Source organism: Leucobacter chromiireducens (genome assembly GCF_051993095.1).
Lineage (GTDB): Bacteria > Actinomycetota > Actinomycetes > Actinomycetales > Microbacteriaceae > Leucobacter > Leucobacter chromiireducens.
The window spans coordinates 1,489,131-1,511,321 of record NZ_CP197024.1 but is presented as its reverse complement, the minus strand read 5'-3'; the positions used below and the strand labels follow the sequence as shown (position 1 = coordinate 1,511,321).

General features: G+C 65.7%; 18 protein-coding genes, 1 tRNA gene and 1 pseudogene. 5 read left to right on the top strand and 15 right to left on the bottom strand.

Annotation, left to right across the window (positions count from 1 at the left end; all coding sequences use genetic code 11):
- Positions 1-6: 6 nt before the first annotated feature.
- The 6 genes from ACR81A_RS06745 to ACR81A_RS06720 all read right to left on the bottom strand — a co-directional run bounded on the left by ACR81A_RS06745 (position 7) and on the right by ACR81A_RS06720 (position 6,867).
- Complete coding sequence (locus tag ACR81A_RS06745) at positions 7-1,128, bottom strand: NAD(P)H-dependent glycerol-3-phosphate dehydrogenase (RefSeq protein ID WP_202383049.1); 1,122 nt, start codon at positions 1,126-1,128, stop codon at positions 7-9.
- Positions 1,121-1,900 (bottom strand): lysophospholipid acyltransferase family protein, encoded by a 780-nt coding sequence (locus ACR81A_RS06740; RefSeq protein WP_202383048.1) that lies wholly within the window; start codon positions 1,898-1,900, stop codon positions 1,121-1,123. The genes ACR81A_RS06745 and ACR81A_RS06740 overlap by 8 nt, the downstream gene beginning before the upstream one ends.
- A gap of 86 nt (positions 1,901-1,986) precedes the next feature.
- Positions 1,987-3,315: a UDP-N-acetylglucosamine 1-carboxyvinyltransferase gene (gene murA / locus ACR81A_RS06735; protein WP_202383191.1), complete on the bottom strand. Its 1,329-nt coding sequence runs from the start codon at positions 3,313-3,315 to the stop codon at positions 1,987-1,989.
- A 139-nt stretch (positions 3,316-3,454) separates the two neighbouring features.
- Positions 3,455-4,060: a 3-isopropylmalate dehydratase small subunit gene (gene leuD / locus ACR81A_RS06730; RefSeq protein ID WP_440313083.1), complete on the bottom strand. Its 606-nt coding sequence runs from the start codon at positions 4,058-4,060 to the stop codon at positions 3,455-3,457.
- Between the two features lie 6 nt (positions 4,061-4,066).
- Entirely contained in the window at positions 4,067-5,566 is a 1,500-nt protein-coding gene (gene leuC, locus ACR81A_RS06725) for a 3-isopropylmalate dehydratase large subunit (protein ID WP_202383046.1), read from the bottom strand.
- 278 nt (positions 5,567-5,844) lie between these two features.
- Positions 5,845-6,867 carry a TerC/Alx family metal homeostasis membrane protein gene (locus ACR81A_RS06720; protein WP_202383045.1) on the bottom strand — a complete coding sequence of 341 codons (1,023 nt, stop codon included), beginning with the start codon at positions 6,865-6,867 and terminating at the stop codon, positions 5,845-5,847.
- A 261-nt stretch (positions 6,868-7,128) separates the two neighbouring features.
- Between ACR81A_RS06720 and ACR81A_RS06715 the strand changes: the two genes are divergently transcribed.
- A complete protein-coding gene (locus tag ACR81A_RS06715) occupies positions 7,129-7,941 on the top strand; it encodes a TIGR00645 family protein (RefSeq protein ID WP_440313082.1) in 813 nt (270 codons plus the stop codon).
- Between the two features lie 78 nt (positions 7,942-8,019).
- A tRNA-Leu gene (locus tag ACR81A_RS06710) sits at positions 8,020-8,101 on the top strand.
- A 111-nt stretch (positions 8,102-8,212) separates the two neighbouring features.
- Here ACR81A_RS06710 and ACR81A_RS06705 read toward each other — a convergent pair.
- Together ACR81A_RS06705 and ACR81A_RS06700 are read right to left on the bottom strand one after the other, a co-directional pair.
- Positions 8,213-8,878, bottom strand: a complete 666-nt coding sequence (locus tag ACR81A_RS06705) for a metalloregulator ArsR/SmtB family transcription factor (protein ID WP_440313081.1) — start codon at positions 8,876-8,878, stop codon at positions 8,213-8,215.
- Positions 8,875-10,137, bottom strand: coding sequence for an MFS transporter (locus ACR81A_RS06700; RefSeq protein WP_440313080.1), 1,263 nt, complete (start codon positions 10,135-10,137; stop codon positions 8,875-8,877). The genes ACR81A_RS06705 and ACR81A_RS06700 overlap by 4 nt, the downstream gene beginning before the upstream one ends.
- Positions 10,138-10,309: 172 nt before the next feature.
- Between ACR81A_RS06700 and ACR81A_RS06695 the strand changes: the two genes are divergently transcribed.
- Positions 10,310-10,660, top strand: a complete 351-nt coding sequence (locus tag ACR81A_RS06695; RefSeq protein ID WP_440313079.1) for a DsrE/DsrF/TusD sulfur relay family protein — start codon at positions 10,310-10,312, stop codon at positions 10,658-10,660.
- Positions 10,661-10,870: 210 nt separating this feature from the next.
- Here ACR81A_RS06695 and ACR81A_RS06690 read toward each other — a convergent pair whose 3' ends face one another.
- Both ACR81A_RS06690 and ACR81A_RS06685 read right to left on the bottom strand, forming a co-directional pair.
- A complete protein-coding gene (locus ACR81A_RS06690; protein ID WP_440313078.1) occupies positions 10,871-14,128 on the bottom strand; it encodes a Calx-beta domain-containing protein in 3,258 nt (1,085 codons plus the stop codon).
- Positions 14,129-14,259: 131 nt separating this feature from the next.
- Positions 14,260-15,669, bottom strand: coding sequence for a DHA2 family efflux MFS transporter permease subunit (locus tag ACR81A_RS06685; RefSeq protein ID WP_440313077.1), 1,410 nt, complete (start codon positions 15,667-15,669; stop codon positions 14,260-14,262).
- Positions 15,670-15,847: 178 nt separating this feature from the next.
- Between ACR81A_RS06685 and ACR81A_RS06680 the strand changes: the two genes are divergently transcribed.
- A complete protein-coding gene (locus ACR81A_RS06680; RefSeq protein WP_440313076.1) occupies positions 15,848-16,495 on the top strand; it encodes a TetR family transcriptional regulator in 648 nt (215 codons plus the stop codon).
- A gap of 68 nt (positions 16,496-16,563) precedes the next feature.
- Here the strand turns inward: ACR81A_RS06680 and ACR81A_RS06675 are convergent, their stop codons facing one another.
- The gene (locus tag ACR81A_RS06675; protein ID WP_440313075.1) at positions 16,564-17,229 is read right to left on the bottom strand and encodes a TetR/AcrR family transcriptional regulator; all 666 of its coding nucleotides are present in this window, start codon (positions 17,227-17,229) and stop codon (positions 16,564-16,566) included.
- Positions 17,230-17,304: 75 nt separating this feature from the next.
- On the opposite strand from ACR81A_RS06675, the pseudogene ACR81A_RS06670 reads away from it, so the two are divergent.
- Positions 17,305-18,696: pseudogene (locus ACR81A_RS06670) on the top strand (amidase).
- Here ACR81A_RS06670 and ACR81A_RS06665 read toward each other — a convergent pair.
- From ACR81A_RS06665 to ACR81A_RS06650, 4 genes are all read right to left on the bottom strand, one after another.
- Positions 18,693-19,580 carry an EamA family transporter gene (locus ACR81A_RS06665; RefSeq protein WP_440313074.1) on the bottom strand — a complete coding sequence of 296 codons (888 nt, stop codon included), beginning with the start codon at positions 19,578-19,580 and terminating at the stop codon, positions 18,693-18,695. The pseudogene ACR81A_RS06670 and the gene ACR81A_RS06665 overlap by 4 nt on opposite strands.
- Complete coding sequence (locus ACR81A_RS06660) at positions 19,577-20,521, bottom strand: endonuclease/exonuclease/phosphatase family protein (protein ID WP_440313073.1); 945 nt, start codon at positions 20,519-20,521, stop codon at positions 19,577-19,579. Before ACR81A_RS06660 ends, ACR81A_RS06665 begins: the two co-directional genes overlap by 4 nt.
- Before the next feature lie 94 nt (positions 20,522-20,615).
- Positions 20,616-20,945 carry an antibiotic biosynthesis monooxygenase family protein gene (locus tag ACR81A_RS06655; protein WP_202383035.1) on the bottom strand — a complete coding sequence of 110 codons (330 nt, stop codon included), beginning with the start codon at positions 20,943-20,945 and terminating at the stop codon, positions 20,616-20,618.
- The gene (locus ACR81A_RS06650) at positions 20,942-21,961 is read right to left on the bottom strand and encodes a MerR family DNA-binding transcriptional regulator (RefSeq protein ID WP_337249000.1); all 1,020 of its coding nucleotides are present in this window, start codon (positions 21,959-21,961) and stop codon (positions 20,942-20,944) included. The genes ACR81A_RS06655 and ACR81A_RS06650 overlap by 4 nt, the downstream gene beginning before the upstream one ends.
- Positions 21,962-22,191: the final 230 nt, after the last annotated feature.

The window sequence follows — 22,191 nt, the reverse complement described above, 5'->3', positions numbered from 1 at the left end:
TGTCAGTCACGCGGGGGTTCCCTTCATACGGTTCACAAAGCGCCGCCAGCGGCCTGGCTGGCTCGTGTCCAGGCGTTGCTCGGGGCGGGGCACATCATCCTCGGTCGCGAGGTGCGGCCCGAGGTTTGCGGGCGCCATCGTGCCGCTCAGCACCATCTGCACCTGCTCGACAATGGGCATCACGATGCCCCGCTCACGCGCAAGCTCAAGCACGGGCGGCACGGAGGTGATGCCCTCGGCCACCTGCTGCATCTGCTCTTTCGTCTCCTCCTGCGAGTACCCCTGACCGATCAGGCGGCCCGCAGTGTTGTTTCGCGACAGCGGCGATTGGCAGGTGGCGATCAGGTCGCCAAGCCCAGCGAGGCCCGAAAGTGTCGCCACGTCGGCGCCCGACGCGACGGCGAACTCCGTCATCTCCGCGAGACCGCGCGTGATAATGGCTGCCTTCGTGTTCTCGCCGTAACCGACGCCATCGACGATGCCGATCGCGAGCGCGATGAGGTTCTTCAACACGCCGCCCAGCTCGGTGCCGATCACATCGGTGTTCACGTAGGTGCGGAAGTAGGGCGCCGATGCCGCAGTGGCGATCTCCTGCGCCACGCTCAGATCGACGCAGGAGGCAACCGCACCGGTCGGTTGCTCCTTCGCGATCTCGAGGGCGATGTTCGGGCCAGAGACAGCCGCGATCCGCTCCGCAGGAAGGTCAAGTGTGTCGGCGATCACTTCGGACATCCGCATGGTTGTCGAGCGCTCGACGCCCTTCACGAGGCTCACGAGCACGCTGCGGCGATCGAGGAAGGGCTCGAGGTCGAGCAAATTCTGCCGCAGCGTCTGGCTCGGCACAGCGAGGAACACGAGGCGCGCACCGCGGAGCGCGGTGGCAAGATCGCTCGTTGCCGACAGCCGCTTCGGGAGGTTGATTCCCGGCAGGTACTGCGTATTGCGCTTCGCGACCTGGATCTCCTGCGCGAGTTCCGGGCGTCGTGCCCAGATCGTCACGTCGCACCCGGCGTCGGTGAGCACCTTCGCGAAGGTGGTTCCCCAGCTCCCGGCGCCGATCACTGCGACCTTTCGGCCTCGATTTCGGCGGCCATTGACCGTGGTCGCCGTTGGTGCTGCGCTACTCAAAACGTCCCGTCTCACTCTGCTGGTGCTTACTCGGATCCCACCGCTCAGCCGGAGGGGTTTCGCCCCGCAGGTCAGCGAGGAGCGCGGTGATCGCGTCCATCAGTTCGCGCGTTGCCTCGTTGACCGTTCGCTGGTCAATGGGCTTGTTCGCGTACTTGCTGAGATCGAGCGGCTCACCGACTGAGACGTGGATCGTCTTTCGGGGGAAAGGGTGGATGCGCTTCGCATAGCGCGGCATCAGGTCCTGCGTACCCCAGTGCGCGACAGGAATCACGGGAATCCCCGATTCGAGCGCCAGGCGGATCGCGCCGCTCTTGCCGCGCATCGGCCACAGATCGGGATCGCGGGTCAGCGTCCCTTCCGGGTACACGATGACCCCGGCGTCGCGGGCGATGAGCTCGGACGCGGCGCCGATCGGATTCGCGCCTCCCGTGCTCGGACGTGCGGCGCCGACGCGCTCTACGGGGATCTGTCCCGAGGCGCGAAGCAGCCAGCCGAACACGGGCACCTTGAAGAGACTCGCCTTCGCCATGAAGCGCGGCAAACGTCCCAGGTGCCACACTGCGGCACCGACCGCGATCGGGTCGATCTCGCTGTAGTGATTCGGCGCGAGGATGAAGGGGCCTGTCTGCGGCAGCTTCGACTGCGGAGTGAAGCGATACCGCACCATGAGCGACCACAGCGGCAGGACAAGGCCCGCCAGCAGCCAGAACACGGATGGGCGTCGTTGCTCCGCAGAAGAGCGGCCGCGAATCTTTACCGTGTCAGTCATAACTCACATTATCCCGGAGGCTCGGTCCGACAGCGGAATGCCGGACCGAGTCTGCCGCAGAAGCTTCGATCGCGTGGTCGGCCGGCTTAGCTTTCGTAGACGAAATCTGCGCCGAGCAGGCGAAGCTTCTCAATGAAGTTCTCGTAGCCGCGCGAGATGATGCCGAGGTTCGTGACCTTCGACTGTCCCTCGGCGGTGAGCGCCGCGATGAGGTGGCTGAAGCCGCCGCGCAGATCCGGAACCTCGATGTCCGCCGCGGTAAGTGGGGTCGGGCCGGTGATCACTGCAGCCTGCTCGAACTCGCGGCGCATGACGCGGCGCTCGTCTGCGGCAAGCCCGTTCTTGTGCACCACGATGTTCGCGCCCATCTGGTTGAGCGCATCGGTGAAGCCGAAGCGATTCTCGTAGACGGTCTCGTGGATGGTCGAGGTCCCCTGCGCCTGGGTGAGGGCGACCACGAGCGGCTGCTGCCAGTCGGTCATGAAGCCGGGGTGCACATCGGTCTCGATGGTCACAGGCTTCAACTCGCCACCCGGGTGCCAGAAACGAATGCCGTCGTCGTGCACGTCGAAATCGCCGCCGACCTTGCGGAAGACGTTCAGGAAGGTCATCATCTCTTCCTGCTTCACTCCGCCGACGAAGACGTCGCCCTTGGTCGCAAGTGCCGCAGCGGCCCAGCTTGCGGCCTCGTTGCGGTCGAAGATGGCGCGGTGGTTGTATCCGCGGAGCGACTCGACGCCCTCAATGAAGATGACGCGGTTCGGCTCCATCGAGATGATGGCGCCCATCTTCTGCAGGATGCAGATGAGGTCGACGATCTCGGGCTCGATCGCGGCGTTGCGCAGCTCGGTCTGCCCCTCGGCGAGCACCGCGGTGAGCAGCACCTGCTCGGTCGCACCGACCGAGGGGTAGGGCAGCTCGATGTTGGCGCCCTTGAGGCCGTTCGGGGCCGTCAGGCTAATGCCGCTCGGGAGCTTCTCGATGACCGCACCGAACTCGCGCAGCGCGTCGAGGTGGAAGTCAATCGGGCGATCACCGATGCGGCAGCCACCGAGATCGGGGATGAAGGCCTCGCCGAGGCGATGCAGCAGCGGTCCACAGAAGAGGATCGGAATGCGCGAGGAACCCGCGTGCGCATCGATATCGGCCTTGTGTGCCATCTCCACGTTCGAGGGGTCGAGGCGCCACTCGCCGGGCTCTTCGCCTCGGGTGATGAGCACGCCGTGGAGCGCGAGCAGGCCGGCCACCACGCGTACGTCCGAGATGTTCGGCACGTTGCGGAGCACGCTCGGGGTCTGGCCGAGGAGCGCGGCGACCATCGCCTTGGTGGCAAGGTTCTTCGCGCCGCGCACCTCGACACGGCCCTGCAGCGGACGCCCGCCGTTAATGATGATCTCGTCAGAGGTCAGGCCCACGCGGGCGCCAGCTTTTTGGGCGTCGCGCTTCCGGCCCTCCGCGGCTTCCTCCTCAGGGCTGCGCTTCAGCGCATCCTCGGGAAGCTCCGCGTCGTCTACGGGGGTGTTCACTGCTTCGGTCACTCGGTGTCTCCGAACTCTATGCGGTCTGGGCCAGCGGCGTCGTAGTCGGCATCCACGCCGGGCGGCGGGATTCGAACTCGGCGATCGCGTCCTCGTTGCGGAGGGTCAACGAAATATCGTCGAGCCCTTCCATGAGGCGCCAGCGGGTGTAGTCGTCAATGTCAAAGGGAACGGTGAGGTCGCCGACCGTCACCGTGCGATCTTCCAGGCTCACCGTGAGCTTGACGCCGGGCTCGGCGTCCATCGCTGCCCACAACTGCTCCACGTCGCTCTCGGTCACCTGCGCGGCGAGCAGGCCCTGCTTGCCGGAGTTCCCGCGGAAGATGTCCGCGAAACGCGGCGAGATAACCACCTTGAAGCCGTAGTCGCGAAGCGCCCACACGGCGTGCTCACGCGACGAGCCGGTGCCAAAGTCAGGCCCGGCGACAAGGATCTCGACGCCGCTGTACTCGGGCTGGTTTAGCACGAAGCTCTCGTCCTGGCGCCAGTGGTGAAAAAGCGCGTCGTCGAACCCGGTCTTCGTGACCCGCTTCAGGAAGACTGCGGGGATGATCTGGTCGGTGTCAACGTTCGAGCGCTTGAGCGGAGCGGCAATGCCCGTGATGGTGATGAACTTTTCCATGGTGAATTACGCCTCCGCCTTCTCGCTCGCGTCGTGGGTGATGCCGTTTGCGGCATCAGTCTGCAGGTCCCAGGGGCTCGACAGCGTGCCACGAATCGCGGTCGCTGCGGCAACCAGCGGCGACACGAGGTGTGTCCGGCCGCCCTTGCCCTGTCGTCCTTCGAAGTTACGGTTCGAGGTCGACGCGCAACGCTCGCCGGGCTCGAGCTGATCAGGGTTCATTCCCAGGCACATTGAGCAGCCCGCGAAGCGCCACTCACCACCGAACGCCTCGACGATCTTGTCGATGCCCTCGGCCTCAGCCTCAAGGCGCACACGCGCCGAGCCGGGAACCACCATGAGACGAACACCCTCGGCCTTCTGCTTCCCCTTGATGAGGTGTGCAAAGGTGCGCAGGTCGTCGAGCCGGCTATTCGTGCACGACCCCATGAACACTGCGTCCACCGCGATGTCCTTCATGGGCATGCCCGCGGTGAGATCCATGTACTCGAGCGCACGCTCAGCGGCGGCACGCTCGTTCGGATCCGCAATCTCTGCGGGGTTCGGCACAGTGTCACTGAGCAGCACGCCCTGGCCCGGGTTCGTTCCCCAGGTCACGAAGGGCTCGAGCTCGTTCGCGTCGATGAACACCTCAGCGTCGAACGTGGCGCCCTCGTCCGTGGGGAGGGTCTTCCAGTACTCGACGGCAGCGTCCCAGTCGGCACCCTGCGGGGCGTGTTCGCGACCCTGCACGTAGTCGAAGGTGATCTGATCGGGCGCAACCATTCCGGCACGAGCGCCAGCCTCAATCGACATGTTGCAGATCGTCATTCGGCCGTCCATGGACAGCGAACGGATCGCCGAGCCGCGGTACTCGAGCACGTAGCCCTGCCCGCCGCCCGTGCCAATCTTCGCGATCACTGCGAGGATGATGTCCTTCGCGGTGACGCCGGGGCGGAGCTCGCCCTCGACGTTGATCGCCATCGTCTTGAACGGCTTCAGCGGGAGCGTCTGCGTCGCCATGACATGCTCGACCTCGCTCGTGCCGATGCCGAACGCAAGTGCACCGAACGCGCCGTGGGTCGACGTGTGGCTGTCACCACACACCACGGTGATTCCCGGCATCGTGAGGCCTAGCTGCGGACCCATCACGTGGACGATGCCCTGCTCCTTGTCGCCCAGCGGGTGAGCGCGGACACCGAACGCCTCAACGTTCTGGCGAAGGGTGTCGATCTGCAGACGGCTCGTCGGGTCTTCGATCTGACGCGTGATGTTCAGCGTCGGGGTGTTGTGGTCCTCGGTGGCGATCATGAGATCGACACGGCGCAGCGGCCGATCCGCCGCACGGAGCCCGTCGAACGCCTGCGGGCTGGTGACCTCGTGGATCAGGTGGAGGTCGATGTAGATCAGGTCAGGCTCGCCATTCTCGCCCTTGACGACGACGTGGTCGTCCCAGAGCTTCTCGGCCAGCGTGCGCGGCTGCTTCGCCGCGGCAATGCCGGATCCTGATGCGTTCTGATCGCTCATTCTTGCTTCTCTTCTCAGTCTCTACGCTGTACAAGCAGTGCGCGGCACGAATTATTCCTTCGCACCAACGCGGTGCAGATTCGGCCATGCGGGAACTCCGCGACGGGGCGGCCGAAGGCTAGAACCCGTCGCGGCTGTGAAGAAGCAGTCGCCGCATACGCATAGGGGCCACTCTACCACTGGCCCCCGAGAGAGCGCGGCACCCCAGGCCGCAGTGGCGTGCCGGGGGTGCCGCTGGTGCCAGAGCGAAAGCGCTGCCGGCCAGTGGTCACTGAGGATCAGTCCTCAGTGTGAGACTCGGCCGCTCCGAGGTGGATCCGCTCTCCGCCGGCCCGCTCCTCACGCTTCACCTTGATCAGGCTCGCCACCGTTGCGATGAGCATCGCGACCACGATGAAGCCGAGCGACATCCAGGTGGAGATCTCGGGCACCGGCACTGGGTTGCCGCCGTTGATGAACGGCAACTCGTTCTCGTGGAGCGCGTGGAGAATCAGCTTGACGCCGATGAACGCGAGAATCGCGGCGATACCGTACTTCAGGTACTCGAGCCGCTCGAGCAGACCGCCCAACAGGAAGTAGAGCTGGCGCAGGCCCATCAGCGCGAACACGTTCGCAGTGAACACAATGAAGGGGCTCTGCGTGATGCCGAAGATCGCGGGGATCGAGTCGAGCGCGAACAGCAGGTCGGTCGCGCCGAGCGAGATCAGCACGAGCAAGAACGGGGTGAACATCCGCTTGCCGTCGACCTCGGTACGGAGCTTTCCGCCGTCGTACTCGTCGGTGAACGGCATGACCTTCTTGACCTGACGAATCAGCCAGCCGTCGCCTTGCTCCTCGTGCCCCCCTGGCTTGATCTGCTGCCACGCAGTCCAGATCAACCAGGCGCCAAACACGAAGAAGATCGCGATGAAGCGCTCGATGATGGCCGCACCCACAAGGATGAAGATGCCACGGAAGATGAGCGCGAGCACGATCCCGATCATGAGGGCACGCTGCTGATACGCCGTCGGCACCTTGAACGCCGCGAGAATCAGCACGAACACGAAGAGATTGTCGATCGAGAGACTGTACTCAGTGAGCCAGCCCGCGAGGAACTCGGTGCCGTGCTGCACATCGCCGAGCAGGAAGATCGCGCCAGCGAACGCGAGCGCGAGCAGCACATAGAACCCCACCCACAGGCTCGCCTCGCGCATGGAGGGAACGTGGGGGCGGCGGATGATGAGCAGGAGATCGACGACGAGGATCGCGACGAGCACGATCATCGAAGTGATCTCGAACCAGAGTGGGAGTACTTGGGTCACGGGTGAAGCCTTCTCCTTCGGCTGGCGCAGGGTGCGCAAAAGACCGAAAGTCTCTTCCCGGCGTCGGCCCGATGTGGCCCGCGCCGCGCCCGCACCGGCCACGCGATCTGCGCGCAGCGTATTGACGACACGGACGAAACGGAATACTCCCCTTCGCAGAGAGCAACTATACCCGTAATCGACTCCCCCAGCGTTGCCAGCCCGGGCTGCGATAGCATGTGACTCCGCTTTTCGCTCACCCCCAGCAGCAGGAGAACCTCAGTGAATCAACGCAAGACGTCGCCGATTGCGCGCAGCGCCGAGCACGGCCCGGGCGCGGCGTCGCGCACCCTCGCCGCGTTCATCTTTGCGAGCCGCTGGCTCCAGGCGCCGCTGTACCTCGGCCTCATCATCGCGCAGGCGGTCTACGTCATCCTGTTCTTCGTTGAGCTCTGGCATCTTGTGGAAAAGGTCGTGGTGACCGGACAGGTGACTGAGACCGACATCATGCTGAGCGTGCTCGCGCTCATCGACATCGTGATGATCGCGAACCTCCTCATCATGGTGATCATCGGCGGCTACGAGACCTTCGTCTCGAAGATTCGCGTACAGGGCCACCATGATGAGCCCGATTGGCTCTCGCACGTCAACGCCAACCTCCTGAAGGTCAAGCTCGCTGTCTCGATCATCTCGATCTCCTCGATCCACCTCCTGAAGACCTTCATCGAGGTGGGCCGCATGGAAGATGGCCTCGTAAAGTCCGGCGACAAGGTGATCTACTCGTCGACGGGCGTGTTCTGGGAGGTCATGATCCACCTCGCCTTCATCGTGTCCGCGCTCGCGCTCGCCTGGATCGACAAGATGGCGCAGCACCATCCCGCGGTGCAGCGCGACGAGGTCACGGCCGGTGGCATGGAGGCCGAGCTGCTCGCGCCGATCGCCGCGCCCGCCGCAGCGCCCGCGCCCACCGCACCACAGGCCGCCGCAGAGCAAGTCGCCACTGAGCAAGTCGCCACAGAGCACACCGGTTTCGTTACCGTCCGGCTTCCCGCAGGCGCGCCGCTCCCCGAGGGCGCGGAGGTCATCGAGCGGTAGCTCGAGTGTGCGGGGGCGCGTTTCGCGGCGCTCCCCCGCACACCACTAAGCTGGTCTGGTGCCACCCACGTGGCACGCGCGCGAGTGGCGGAATTGGCAGACGCGCTGGATTTAGGTTCCAGTGTCTTCGGACGTGGGGGTTCAAGTCCCCCCTCGCGCACGCAAAGCGATATGACCCCTAACCTGTGATCACGTTCTCCAGGTTGGGGTCTTTTGCGTCAGAAACGCAATAGTCTCAGCACTGGGTGGCTCGTTGCGATCGGAGCGGCAGTTACGCAGCGTCGAGGGCGATCTGCCCAGTTGCCCTCCACTCGACAATCCCTTCGTCCATCGCTTTCGCGTCGATCCCATGCTCGCGCAGCCACACGGCAGCTTCGCGGGAAAGACGGCACAGTTCGCCACGGCAGTAGAGCGCGACCTCAACACCACTCGGGATCTCGGCATACCGGTCTTCGAGCTCGGTGAGCGGGATTGAGACGGCACCGGGGAAATGTGCTGCGTCAAACTCGTCCTTCGGCCGCACATCGACAACGAACATGTCCGAGGTCACCGCGGCCGGGTCGATCGTTGGCCCCTGCGCTCGCGGCTCACCCATGTACGCCTGCACGACATCACGGAGCTTGGAACTCCGAGCTAGCGCAACACGCTTGGCTGCGGTGTACAGTTCCGCGACGTCGTCATCGGCGAGCCGGTAGAAGATGGTCGTACGCTGGCGTCGCGTTCGCACAAGACCAGCACGCTTGAGCGACTGCAGGTGCGCAGAGGTCGTTGTCACCCCCATGCCCGTGAGGGTGGCCAGATCTTCGACGGAGTGCTCACCCTGCGCCATGAGTTCAAGCAGTTCCAGGCGGCGCCCATTCGCTATCGCCTTCGTGACTTCGGCGAACACGTCAAACACGTCCGCCTTGCTCAGGCCGTTCGTATTCTGATCATTCATGGAATAATGGTAGCAGTCGATCTCGCGCGCCTATTTCTCGCCCAGAACAGTACTGGGATAAGCACCAGAGCGAGGACACCGCCGCCGATCGCGAGCGCCTGATAACTGGTCGCGTTCATCACCACGCCCGACATCATGCCGCCGCCAGCGCCTGCGAGAGCAACGAGCACGTCAATCTTGCCCTGCGCCTGTGGCCGGTTCTGCGGCACAGTGGCATCGACGACGAGCGCGGTGCCCGCGACGAGGCCAAAATTCCACCCAACTCCGAGAAACACGAGCGCGAGGACGAGAAGGAATAGCGAATCACCGGGCGCCAGCGCTGCAAGGACTCCCGCAAGCAGCAATGTCACGCCGGAGGCGATGACCATCGGGGTGCGCCCGAGCTTGTCGACCAAGATCCCGGTGAACAGCGAAGGCAGCCACATCGCACCGACGTGCAGACCAATGACGAGGCCGACGGCTGCCATCTCGTGGTGGTGGGCACGCATGTGGATCGGAGTCATCGTCATGATCGCGATCATCACGACCTGCGTGAGCACCATGACCGTCGCCCCCACATATGCGCCGATGCCCATCTTGGGCACGGACAACGCAGCGCCTGGGGTGCCAACGCGGCTTCGTGGGGCCTCTTCCGCGATGCTGCGCGCAAGCAAATACGGGTCCGGGCGCAGGAACAAGAACAGCACGATTCCAGCAGCGCCGTAGGCGGCAGCCGCGAGAATGAACGGGCCAGCGAGCGTTGGCACGCCGATCGAATCCGCGAAGGCTCCGAGCGGCTCAATGAGGTTCGGTCCTGCTACCGCGCCGATGGTGGTCGCAACCATTGCCATGCTCGCACCGAACCCTCGCCGGTGCGCCGGCGCCAGATCGGTGCCCGCGTAGCGCGCTTGCAGATTCGTGGCGGTGCCGGAGCCGTAGACGAACAAGGCAACGAACAGCAACGGCACACTGTCGATGACCGCGGCGATCACCACGCCGAGCGCACCCAGGCCACCTGCGATGAACCCGTAGGCGAGACCGAGGCGACGCCCGAGACGCTGCGTGGAACGACCCACCAAGTACGCGGCAAGGGCAGAGCCGAGCGTGAACAGGCCGGTGAGCAACCCGGAGAGTGCATCCGAGCCCAGCATGTCCTGGGCGAGGAGCGCACCGACAGCGATACCCGCTGCGAGACCGGCTCCACCGAGCACCTGGCTGAGGATGACGACGGTCAGCGTGCGCCTATGCACGCGAGCCCGCTCGATTTCGGTAACACTCATCGTCGACCGGTCGAGGTTCTGGCTATGCGACATCGAGCGTGACCTCCCGCGCGGCCAGGTGCTCGACGGCGAATCCGTCTGTGCTGTCCTCGATTTCGTTATTCCATTCATTCATGGAATAATATATTAGCACTTGCCGCGCCCGCGGCGACAATCAGAAAGGAATCTTCCCGTGGCACGCATCCTCTTCGTCCTTCACGACCCGCCGTACGGTACCGAGCGCGTCTTCAATGGACTGCGTTGGGCCGACTCCCACGCAAAGAATGGCGACGAGGTCAAGATCTTCTGCTTCGGAGACTCAGTGATCGCGGCAGTGCAGGGCCAGCAGACCCCGAACGGCTACTACAACACCGGGAAACAGATCACCGGAGTAGTACGCAAGGGTGGCGAGATCGGCCTCTGCGCCACGTGCATGGATGCTCGCGGCCTGAGCGATGACAGCCTTCTCGACGGAGCGCACCGCTCATCGATGCAGGAACTCACCGCCTGGACAAGCTGGGCCGACAAAGTCATCAACGTCTAGGTATGAGCGCGAGCTCGTCACCTGGCACTCTCGCCGGATCTTCTCAGGCCACGAGGGCGTCTGTTGCTGCCGGGGCTCGAATTCACTTCAAGGCCGTATTCAGGCGGCACCCATCGTTCCCCTCGGAGATATCTGGCTCCTCGGCGCAATCTGCACATAGAGTTCCGAGGAAGCAGATATCTCCGTGGCGAACGTACGCGGCCTCAAATGTTAGGCACGCTTCTTGCGGCGCAGCAGCAGCGCACTGCCCGCGAGAAGCGCCGCGCCGCCGAGCATCAATGGAAGCTCGATTCCCGGGCCGCCCGTTGCCGCGAGGCCGTCGCGCGGCGCGGACGTTCCGCCGCCGCTGCCGTCTCCGCCGCCGGAACCTGGGTCGGCCTCCGTACCCGGGTCCGTTTCGGGGTCAGCGTCTGGGTCGGGGTCTACCGGTGTCAGCTTCGCGTAGCTGATGGTCCCCACTGCCGTTGAAGCTCCGGCTTCCACCACCGCGTGCTCACTCGGTGCAGAGATTTCCAGCGTAAGCTGCCTGGACTCGTCACCGCGAAAGCCTGGAGTCGTCGGCACTTCGACTTGCTGTGAGGAATCGTCTCCGGCCTCCCAGGAGAGTTCAACGTCCACTGGAGTGAAGTGGGTGCCTGCGTGCGCTGTGCCATCCTGTGTGCGGACGCGTACCGTGACTGGCCCCGTCCACGTTCGTTCCGCGGCGTCTGTGCGAGTCACGGTGAATACTGCAGCCTCCCCCGCGCGCACCTCTGGCTCCCCCACGACGGCAAGCAGACTGGGATCGGGGACTTCTGCGACGATCACTCCTTCAACCTCCGAGGGGCTGCCGAATTCGCCGTAGGCGCCCGGTTCACTGAGCCGCACCTGGAAGGTTCGGTCCGGATCCCCCGCGGCCACGCGCTCGGTCGCCACAGTCACCGTCTTCGAATCAGTATCCCCCGCCTCCCAGGTCAGCGTGGTCGGAGCAACTGCGGTGAAGTGCGTACCGCCCTCCGCAGAGCCGTCAACGGTCTCTACCACGACGCTGGTCTCGCCCTCCCAGGGCAGCTGCGTCGCGTTCACGCGAGAGACCTCGAAGGAGAGCGTCTCTCCCGCGATCCCCTGCTGATCGCCGTTCAGAGCAAATACGGTGAGCTCGGGCTCGGGTGCGGTGATCGTCCCGGTCACCGAGCTCACCTTTCCGAGCGCTGCGAACGTGCTGGGCTCGCTTAGCTCCACCGCAAAATTCCGTTCCGGGTCGCCCGCGGCTGGCGCCAGCGTAGGGACGACGAACTGCTTCGCGGCAAAGTCGTTCGGCCCCCACTCGAGCGTTGCAGTGGTCTCCTCGTAGTGTGTGCCCGCCAGCGCAGACACGTCGGCCGTGGACACCTGCACGCTCGCCACCCCGGTCCAGGGGTCTTCTGCGGCGCGGCTCCGACTCACCTCAAATGTCAGAGACTCCCCGCCCTCGGCTCGCTGGGGGCCGGTGAAGTTCAACTCGTTGGGCACCGGAGTCGGGGCGACGATCGTCACGTCGGTGGAACCCCCCGCGCCAATTGCCACGAGGCCAGCCGGCTCGGCACCGGCGAGTTCCAGGGTGAAGCGGCGGTCAGGGTCGCCTGCTGCAGTTTCAAGCGTCGCCACCGTGACTTCCCGCGGTGACGTGTCGCCGTCGGCCCAGCTGAGCGTCTCGGCGAGAGGTGTGTAGTGGACGCCGGCGCGCGCTGGGTTCTCGTCGCCTGCGGCCCCGTCTTGCGTAGCCACAGTCACGGAGGCCGCGCCCGCGTAGCCGTCGTTCGCGCGCGTCACGGTGAACGTCGCCGACCCCCCGGCTGCAACCGTCTGGTCGTGGCTGAGTTCGACCGTCGCAGTTCCAGGATCGGCAACCGCGATATCGAGCCGCTGCGTCATCGTGTTGCCGAGGGCATCAGCGACACGCAGATCAAACGCCCACTCGCCGAACGTTTCTGGCGTGCCCGAGAGCTTGCCCTCAGCATCGATCTGCAGCCAGTCGGGACGTTCCACCCCATCCCGCGGCACAAGCTCAAAGCTCGCGGCGGGGAAGCCCTGGGTGTACGTTGTCTGCTGCTCCCAGGGCTGCTGGAACGTGAGCGTCGCCGAGTCTTCGCTCGTAATCGTGCTCCACACAATCGGGTGATACACGGTTCCGGTGTAGCGATCGTTGTCGAGCTCGTTGGTCTCGGAAAACGTGTACTCCGCAGTAGGAATCGCGGAATACACGGTGATGTCAACGTACGGCAAGTCCGGTGAGAGCACCGGCGCCTGGTTTCCGCCGAAGCGGGGGAATGTGATCCCGTCGCGCAGCGCCAGCTCACCGCTCACATCAGCCCGGTAGCGCTTTGCTCCGCGCGGCACCCAGACATCTTCAAGATGGATCTGCTGCGCGGTGACCGCCATCGTCCCGTCGGAGCGGCTGCCCGGAGCTGCCGGGAGCCCCTCGAGCGATTGAATATGGTTGCCCATCGCCTGGAGACTCTTCAGACCGGCCAGTTCGCGTAACGGTGCAAGCGTGGTGGCCCCGATTGCGTCCATGTGAATTCGGTACAGCAGGGGCTTGTTTCCAATGGCGGTGATGTTGTCGCCCAGGTCGCTGTTGTGGTCGATCTCGAGCGTCTTCAAAGCTGCCGCGTTCTCGATGCCCGCCAGGCTAGTGAGCTGCGCGCGTGACATGCTCAAATTCGAAAGCGCGGTGAGTTTCGCAAGCGGTTCCAGGCTGCTCACCTGTGTGTGCGTAGCGGAGATCGAGGTGAGCTTCGTCAGCTCGGAGAGCGGGGCCAGGCTGTCGATTCCCGTCATTTGGGCGTTCAGGTAGCTCAGCTCAGTCAGGCCAGCGAGCGGAGCAAGGTCCGTGAGGAGCGGGTTCTGCGAGATCGTCAGGTCTCGGAGCGAGCGCAGCTTCGCGAGGGCTTCAAAGTCGCTCAGCGCCGCATTGCGGGAGGCATCCAGTGTGGTGAGGCTCGTCATCGTGGCGAGTGGCTCGAGCGTGGTGAGCTTCGGGTTGCCTACAACGGTGAGCCGCGAGAGTTTGCCCGCACCACTCACCACGCCAAGCGAGGCGTCCGTGAGGTTCGCGTCTGTGAGTGTGAGGCTCGAGAGCTTCGGCATCGTCGTGAGCGGACGCAGCACACCACTTCCGGAGAGGTCATGTCGCCCACCCAGGAAGGCAAGCGTGCGCAGGTCGTTCGCCGCCTCCAAGCCCTCGAGAGAGGTCACAGCGAAGTCGCCGTTGCAGGTCATCACGGTGATGCCCTCAATCTCGGCCTGCATGATCGGCGCATCCGGCGCTCGACTCGCTCCGAGCTTCGCATTGACACACGCGGTGAGCTCGGGATCGGCGAGGTGCACCCCTGCCGCCCTGTTCGCGCCCTCGTTCGCGAGCGCTGGCGAGCCTACGCCTCCAAGACTCGCCGCGATAGCCACCGCCGCACTCGCGGCAAGCAGACTTCTCCCCCAGAAACTCGCCATTGCACTCCCAGCTTCCTGAACTCACTCGGCGCCGTGCGCGCACGATGGATTCGCTGCCCCACCCCCGGTACGCAGCCTACACAGATCCTATCTATCCGCTATGGCAAATGGCTACCCATGCCCTGCACCCGTCACCGTCGGGCCAGCCGCGTGAGAAAGAGCGCACAGATCGCGCCCGCGAGTGTGAGACAGCCACCGAGTTGGAAGGCGAGGCGCGCACCCGCGATAACCGCACCCGCTCCCGCGACCGGCGCCGATGCGGAACCAACCGCGAGCGCCCCGACGAGCGCGGCCGTGCCCGCAGCGCCTGCGAGCTGCTGCAATGTGTTCAGAATGGCACTCCCGTGCCCGAAGAGCGGGGCAGGAAGCGCACTCATGCTGTGCGTCATCATGGGCGTGAGCACGAGCGCCATACCCGCTGAAAACATCACGTGCATTGCGATCAGCTCGCCGAGCGAGGTCGCCTGGGTGAGCGCACTGAGCCACCACTGCGCACCACTCATCAGCAGGAGCCCGGGGATCACAATCACCCGCGCACCGATGAGGTCGGTGAGCCGACCCACGATCGGCGCGAGCACTCCCTGGGTCACTCCCCCGGGAAGCAGCATCAGCCCAGTTGCCAACACGCTCATACCGAGCCCGCTCTGCGCGGCGATCGGCAGTACGACCACCGTTCCTAGGAGCACGCCAAACGCGATCATGATGAGCACGACTCCGAGCGTGAAATTCCGCTCTGCGAAGGGGCGCAAGTCGAGCAGTGCTCGATCTCCATCGCGCTGTAGCCCGAGCTGCCGGCGCGCGAACAGCGCAAGCGCCGCCACGCCAATCACCAGCGAGAGCACGGGACTCCAGGCCCCCTCGGCAATGTCCGCCGCGGTCGACAACGCCGCCACGAGCCCGCCGAACCCCAACAGGGACAGCACGACCGAGCGGATGTCGAGTGGGACCCGCTCACCGCCACCCATTCGCGGCAGGAACACCAGGCCCACCCCGAGCGCGATTGCCGCCACGGGAATCATCAGCCCAAACACCCAGCGCCACCCGAGCGCCTCGATAATCACGCCGGAGAGCGTGGGGCCGATGGCCGGGGCCACGGCGATCACAATTGAATTCAGGCCCATCACACTCCCCCGGCGCTGCGGCGCCACAAGGCTCAGCGTCGTCGTCATGAGGAGCGGCATGATGATCGCGGTGCCACACGCCTGCACCACACGAGCCGCGAGCATCACGGGGAAGCTTGGCGCCAACGAGGCGATGAGCGTACCGAGGACGAACAGCACGAGCGCGGCGCCGAAGAGCGCTCGCAGCGAGAAGCGACGCAGCAAGAAGCCGGTCGTGGGAATCACGACCGCCATCGTGAGGAGAAACCCGGTGGTGAGCCACTGCGCGACGTTTGCGGAGACGCCAAACTCAGTCATTAGGGGCGGCAGGGCGACGCTCAACACGGTCTCGTTGAGGATCATGACAAACGCGGAGAACGCAAGCACGGCAATCGTTGCGGTGATCGCGCGAGTCGTGGGGGCCGGCGACTCGGCTGGCATAGGAGTTGTCACGAGCGGTGTGGCCTTTCATGAGGATTCATCAGATGAATAATCATGACACACAGTGCCAATATTTGCGGCGACGGCCGGAGCGCAGTATCTTCGGGCGTACGCCCGTTGACGGATCACACGGCGTGTCAGCTGCGTGCACCCCAGCACGCAAGAATCAGGGAGCACCGTGACAGAGGCCCAGCAATCTCTCGCCACGAGCGAGGGCGTCCGCGCGCGCAAGCACCGCGAAACCGCTCAGCGGATCCACCTGGCTGCGCTCGAATTCGCGGAACGGGACACAACACCTCACGCGCCGCGCACCGCAGCCACCGTCGGCGAGATCGCGGCCGCCGCTGGCGTCTCGAGACGAACGTTCTTCCGCTACTACAACAACCGAGAGGACGCGGTTCTCGCCGGCCATGCACGCGCACTCGCCGGCGCCACAGCACTCCCGCTGGTCGTCACATCAGCGACTGAGACAACCCAGGCGATTGAGCATCTCTTCGATGCGATCCTCGCGGCGGAGGGCTCCCCCGAGCTTGCCGAGCATCGTCGGGTCGGCGCGCTGCTCCGCACCGATCGCCAACTCCACGCTCACGCCGCCACTCAAGACGCCGCGATCGCGGCGGTACTTCGCGATCGCATCAGAGTTCAGCTCCCCCGCATGGACACGAGTGACCTCGAACTCGATTGCGAGCTCAGTGTCCTCGTGTGGCGGCACGGCTGGCAACGTTGGTCAGCGCAGGCCGACGTCCCCGATGCGGAGACGCCGGCCGAGAGCCATCGCCGGACGCGCGCGCGGTTTCATTCGCTCATCGCACGCGCTGACAGCTAGCGGGCGCCGAGCGTCGCGCCCCCGGGACGGGAGAAAACGTTGATTGGTGGCGAGCTACTGCGCACTCACTAGACCCCGGCGGTCGCGGCCCCGTGGCCCGAGCCTTCAACGCTCGGGGTCTCCTCCAGGGTTGCCGCGATCCCGGCAATCACTGCGGCAACGCCCCGTGTGTATGCGAGCGGACTGTGGGAGGCCGCTGCCGCACCAGGCCCCTCGGCCCGCAACGCGGTACGCGCGCGCACCACCAGAAACCCTGTCGCGAACGCATCCGCGGTACCCAGTGCAACACGGGCATCACTCGGATGCAAGCCGCCAGCGATGAGCGCACGCTCGGCACTCGCGAGATGAGGGGCAACTGGCCCGTCCGCGTACGGGGCGAGCGCAAGAAGCTCGAACGAGCGTGGGAACCGCTCGGCGAGTGAATTGTATGCGTCGAGCACCTCGGCGAGATGCTCGCGCCAATCGCCCCCGGCACGAGCAGTCACGCCCGGCATGTCGAGCTCCGCGATCAGCCGCTCGACGATCGCTTGCAGCAGATCGTCCCGCCCGCGCACATGCGTGTACAGCGTCATCGTGCCAGCCCCCAGCTCAGACGCGAGCGCACGCATCGTCAACTCCTCGAGCCCCGCGGCTTCAGCGAGCCGAAGCGCAGCCTCAGCGATCACCCCACGGTTCAGGGGCTCGCGCCCCGCATTTCCCCGGGGCGCAGCTGTGGTGTCGGTCTGTTCGGCCATGCCTGCTAGAGTAGCCCCGTACAACGTACCGTACAACGTACGGGTTGCGACGATGCGGCCCAGAGAAGGAAAACCATGGATCTGAACTATCTCACCGCCACGGAGTCCGTACGTCGCTTCACTTCAGGCGAGCTCTCTCCCGTTGAGCTGCTCGATGCGGTCGTCGCGCGCACCGCCGCTACGGAGCCGCACGTTGGCGCGGTCACCGAGGAGCTCCTCGAGGACGCGTACAGAGCAGCTCGAACGGCCGAGACGCGCTACCGCAGCGGAGACGCACGTCCGCTGGAGGGAGTGCCACTCATGGTAAAGGATGAGCAGCCCATTGCCGGCCGCCTCGCCGAGGAGGGCTCGTTGCTCGAACAGGGCACTGTCGCAGACATCACCCACCCGATCGTCGAGCGCATCTTCGACGCGGGCGCAGTGGTGCACGGTCGCACCACGACCCCCGAGTTCTGCTGCTCCCCGGTGACACACACCGCGCTCTGGGGTACCACGCGAAACCCCCACAACACCGAAATGACGCCCGGCGGCTCCTCGGGTGGCTCGGGCGCGGTGCTCGCCGCTGGCTCAACGATTCTCGCGACCGGCTCAGACATCGGCGGCTCAATTCGGATCCCCTCGTCCTACTGCGGTGTTGTTGGATTCAAGCCCCCGTTCGCACGAGTGCCCGGGCTCCCGCCATTCAACAGCGACACGTACTGCGCAGACGGACCCATGGGCCGCAGCGTCGCAGACGTCGCGATGCTGCAGAACGTGATTTCCGGCCCGTGGGCGGGCGACCCGGCGTCACTGCGCCCCCAGCTGCGCGTCTAGGGTGCAGTCGAGAGTCTTGCGGGCGTGAAGATTGCGCTCAGCTTCACGCTCGGCTGCTACTCCCCCGATCCCGCAGTCATTGAGAACACCCGCGCCGTCGCCGATGCACTGCGCGCGGCGGGTGCGATTGTCGAAGAGGTCGATCTGCCCTGGACTCTCGAGGAGGTGCTTCGAACCTCGTGGGCGCACTTCGGCGCGGTGATGGGCCCCTTCATCGAGAGCGTCGGCAATGGTGATCCTGAGCAGCTCGCTCAGCTCATGCCGTACACGCACGCATTTATTGACTCTGCGAGCGACTCGATGGGCTACGTTGACGGGCTCGCCGCCGAGACCGCGTTCTACCGGCCGCTCGGCGAGATCCTTGGGCGCTACGACGCCCTCCTCTGCCCCACCATCGCAAACACAGGTATGCCCGCAGATGCCGCCTGCACCGATAGCAAGGCCACCTTCTCGGAGCTGATGACGCTGCCGTTCAACATCGTGGGCCGCGTCCCGGTGCTCGCGATCCCCTCAGGCCGCGCACCGAATGGGGTGCCGACCGGCGTGCAGATCGTCGGTCGCACCTTTGACGACCAGACAGTCTTCCGCATCGGCGCAGCCGCTGAGGCGGAGCTCGGGCTGTGGACGAACGCCGACTGGTGGCCCGCGTTTTAGCTCGCTGAATCCCCGCGCACCCCGCCCCGTTGCGCAGCCGCGCCCGCGAGCACCACGAGTGCGATGCCGGCGATCTGCAGCGGAGTGGGGCGCTGTGCGAGCAGCAGCGCCCCGAGAAACACTCCGAACGCCGGTTCGAGCGACATAAGCGTGCCGAACGCGGTGTGCGTCATCCGTCGCAGCGCCAGCATCTCAAGCCCGAGCGAGATCACCGGGGTGAGCGCCGCGAGCCCGAGCGCGAGCGCGAGCTGCGGCAGCGTGAGCTCACCGAGGAGCGGCGGGATCCCGAGCGGCGCAGCAAGAACCGCCGCGATCGGAATCGTGAGTGAGAGGGCGCTCACCCCAGTGAAGCGGTCGCCCACACGCTGGGTCAGCAGCATGTAGCTCCCCCAGCCGATACCTGCAAGCACCGCGAAGCCGATGCCCACCGGATCGACGGCTCCGCTCCACGGCTCCGTGAGCAGGACCACGCCGCCGAGCGCGAGGCCCGGCCACACGAGCGCACGGCGCCCCCCGCTCATCATCGCGGCCACCCCCAGCGGGCCAAGGAACTCGATCGCGACTGCAGTACCCAGCGGGATGCGATCGATCGCGAAGAGGAACGCCATCATCATGAGCGCCGTCGCCGCACCCAGTCCGACGAGCGGGAGCAGGTCCCGGCGTCGCACCCGACGCAGCGGCGGGCGGGCGATCATCACCAGGATCACCGCCCCGAGAGTGAGCCGCAGCCACGCGGTGCCCGCGGGGCCGAGCTCATCGATCAGCCCGACCGACAGCGCGTTCACAAGTTGAATGATGAGCATCGCCGCGACCGCGAGCGTCCACGGGGGCACACCCCCGTCGCCACGCCCAAACCGCACGGGCGTGCCCTGTCCCCCGGTCATGCGGACGGCCGCAGCACGGCGGACACGGCGAGGTGATCGCTGTCACCGATCGGCGTCGTCGTCATCTCTCTCGCGTCAAAGCCGCGCAGCAGGATGTGATCCAAGCGCACCACAGGGAACTGCGCTGGCCAGGAGAATCCGAAACCGCCCGCACCTTGACGGGGTTCGGCCAAGAGCTCGCGCAGCGGAACAAAGGAGCGGTCGTCACTGCTCGCGTTGAAATCACCGGCCGCGATGATACGGGGGCTGCCGTCGTTTCGGATCTCATCTGCGAGCTCGGCCAGCATTTCGTCGCGCGGCGCGTGTCCGTCGATCCGCGCCGACGCCGCGTGGACGACGTACACCTCGGTATCACCGCCGGGCGTGGCAATGGTCGCGCGCAGCGCGCGATCCCACCCGAGCCCCAGGTCGAGCGGCTCTGACGTGAGGATCGGATACCGGCTCCACAGCCCGACCGTGCTCGCGTGCGCCTCGTACGGGTACGTCTCACGCAGTGCCACGGCGACCGTCTCACGCTGTTCCGTAGCGATCTCCTGGAGCGCGAGCAGGTCGGCGCCCTCGCCGCGAAGCTTCTCCGCTGTCGCTCGGGCCCCAGCGGTATCACCGGCGCTGACGCGCACATTCTGACTCAGCACCGACACCGCGTCTGTATTGCCGACCATGGCCACCGGCTCAAGCGGCAAGATCCGCGGCACGAACACCCAGGACCAGGCGGCCACCGCCACGAGACTCACCAGGATCCCGAGCCACGCGCGGCGAGCAAGTGCAGCGATGAGGAGAAGAGCCACCAGAACGCCGAGCCACGGCAACGCCGCCTCAAACGGCATGGCAAGCCCGAAGCTATTCGGGAAGCGCGCGGGCGCAAGAAACGCCGCCGCGAGCACCGCAGCGCATGCCGCGATGAGGATCCCGACGCGCCTGCGCCCGTTCCGTCGTGCCACGTCCACCCGTTCCTTGCCCACAGTCTCCGAAGCGGCCATCGTGAGGATGCCGCGAAGCCCTTGATGCTAGCAAGCGAGGAATGCGCGCTCCTGATCAATTGCCGAGCGGGGTGTGCGCGAGACCCAGCTCGCGGTCGCCGTACGTGGCCCGCACCTCGGCAATGACGACCCGATAGCGTCCGAGCCACTCAGCGGCGCGCCGCTTCGCGATCCCGTGCGTGTCCATGCCGATCAACTGCTGCAACGCGTCAAGCGTCTCCCAGTAGTACACCTCGGAGTGCAGCCCATTCTCGGGGTTCACCCAGTGTTCCTCACCGAGAAAGCCCGGAATCTGACGGGCGCGTGTCGCGATCTCGTCGTCAAGACGATAGAACTCTTCGCCACGCTCGCGCGCCTCGAAGATAAACGTTGAGCTGTAGCTCATTCCCCCTCCTCAGGGTGGTCACGCAGCCAGGCGAGCACCTGCTGCGCGTGGGTGTTGGGTGGAAAGATCGGGTAGAAGACGTGCTCGACTCGCCCATCGCGCACCACCAGGGTGATTCGCGCGAACAGCCGTGGGTGCCCGGGCGCAGCGAATGTGGGCAAACGGAGCGCATCGGCGAGACGCAGCTCGGGATCCGAGAGCATCGGGAACGGGAGGCGCAACCGCTCGCAGAGCTCAGCCTGGTAGTCCGGATCCTGGCTCGAGAGCCCGAACACCCGTGCCGCTCCCGCCTCTTGGAGCTCGGTGAAGTGATCACGGAAGTCGCAGGCCTCCGTTGAGCAGCCACGGGCGCCAGGAATCGCGTCCCAGCCGTCGGGAAGGTCGGTGCCCGGCCGTCCGGATAGCGGATAGGCGTAGATGATCGTGCGACCTGTCCCGAGGCCAGCTAGTGACAGCCGCCCGCCGTCTGAGCGCCCAAGCGTGAGGTCTGGCAGCGGGAGGCCGGGCACGTGCCGTGCGGCACCGTCGTCCTCCGGCTGCGGGAGCCCCGGGGGCAAGACGGTGTAGTCCGGGGCAGGGGGCTCACCGGCGGTGGGCTCAGCGACGGGAGCCTCAGCCGCAAAGCCGCGGCCCGCGGCTCGGTCGAGACGCAGGGCAAGCTCGGAGCGCCGCGCGCTCAGCTCAGCAATGGCCCGATCCAGCTCGGCGATGGCGTCGCGGTACGCAGCAAGGGAGCTGACGCATTCGTCGCCGTGCTCATGCCCGTCAGACAGGCACTCGACGAAGGGAGCTGCACGGCTGGGCGCGATCCCAAGCTCCGCGAGCGCTCGGATCTCTTGCACTGCGCGGAGGTCCGCGCCATCGAAGTCCCGGTACCCGTTCGTGTCGCGTTCGGGTGCGAGAAGGCCGATCTCTTCGTAGTAGCGCACGGCCTTCACCGACACTCCCGCGCGACGCGCAAGCTCCCCGATCCGCATCTTTCCCTCCACTTCCACGACTGAGCTGTCTGAACTCACGGTAAACCCTCCCCCCAGGGGACGAGTCAAGCCGACAAGGGGGTAGTCTGGTCTGTGGTTCTTGTGCGCACGCGTTTCTTCGCGGATGAGTCGCACTGAATGAGTTCTGAACACCGACCGAGGCGAGGTGAGTACGTGCCCAGTGACAGTTGCAGTCAGCAGCCGGACGCGGTGACCGTTCCCTCCCCTTGGACCCAGAGGTAGAGTTCCGCACGTCGTCCGGCACCCTC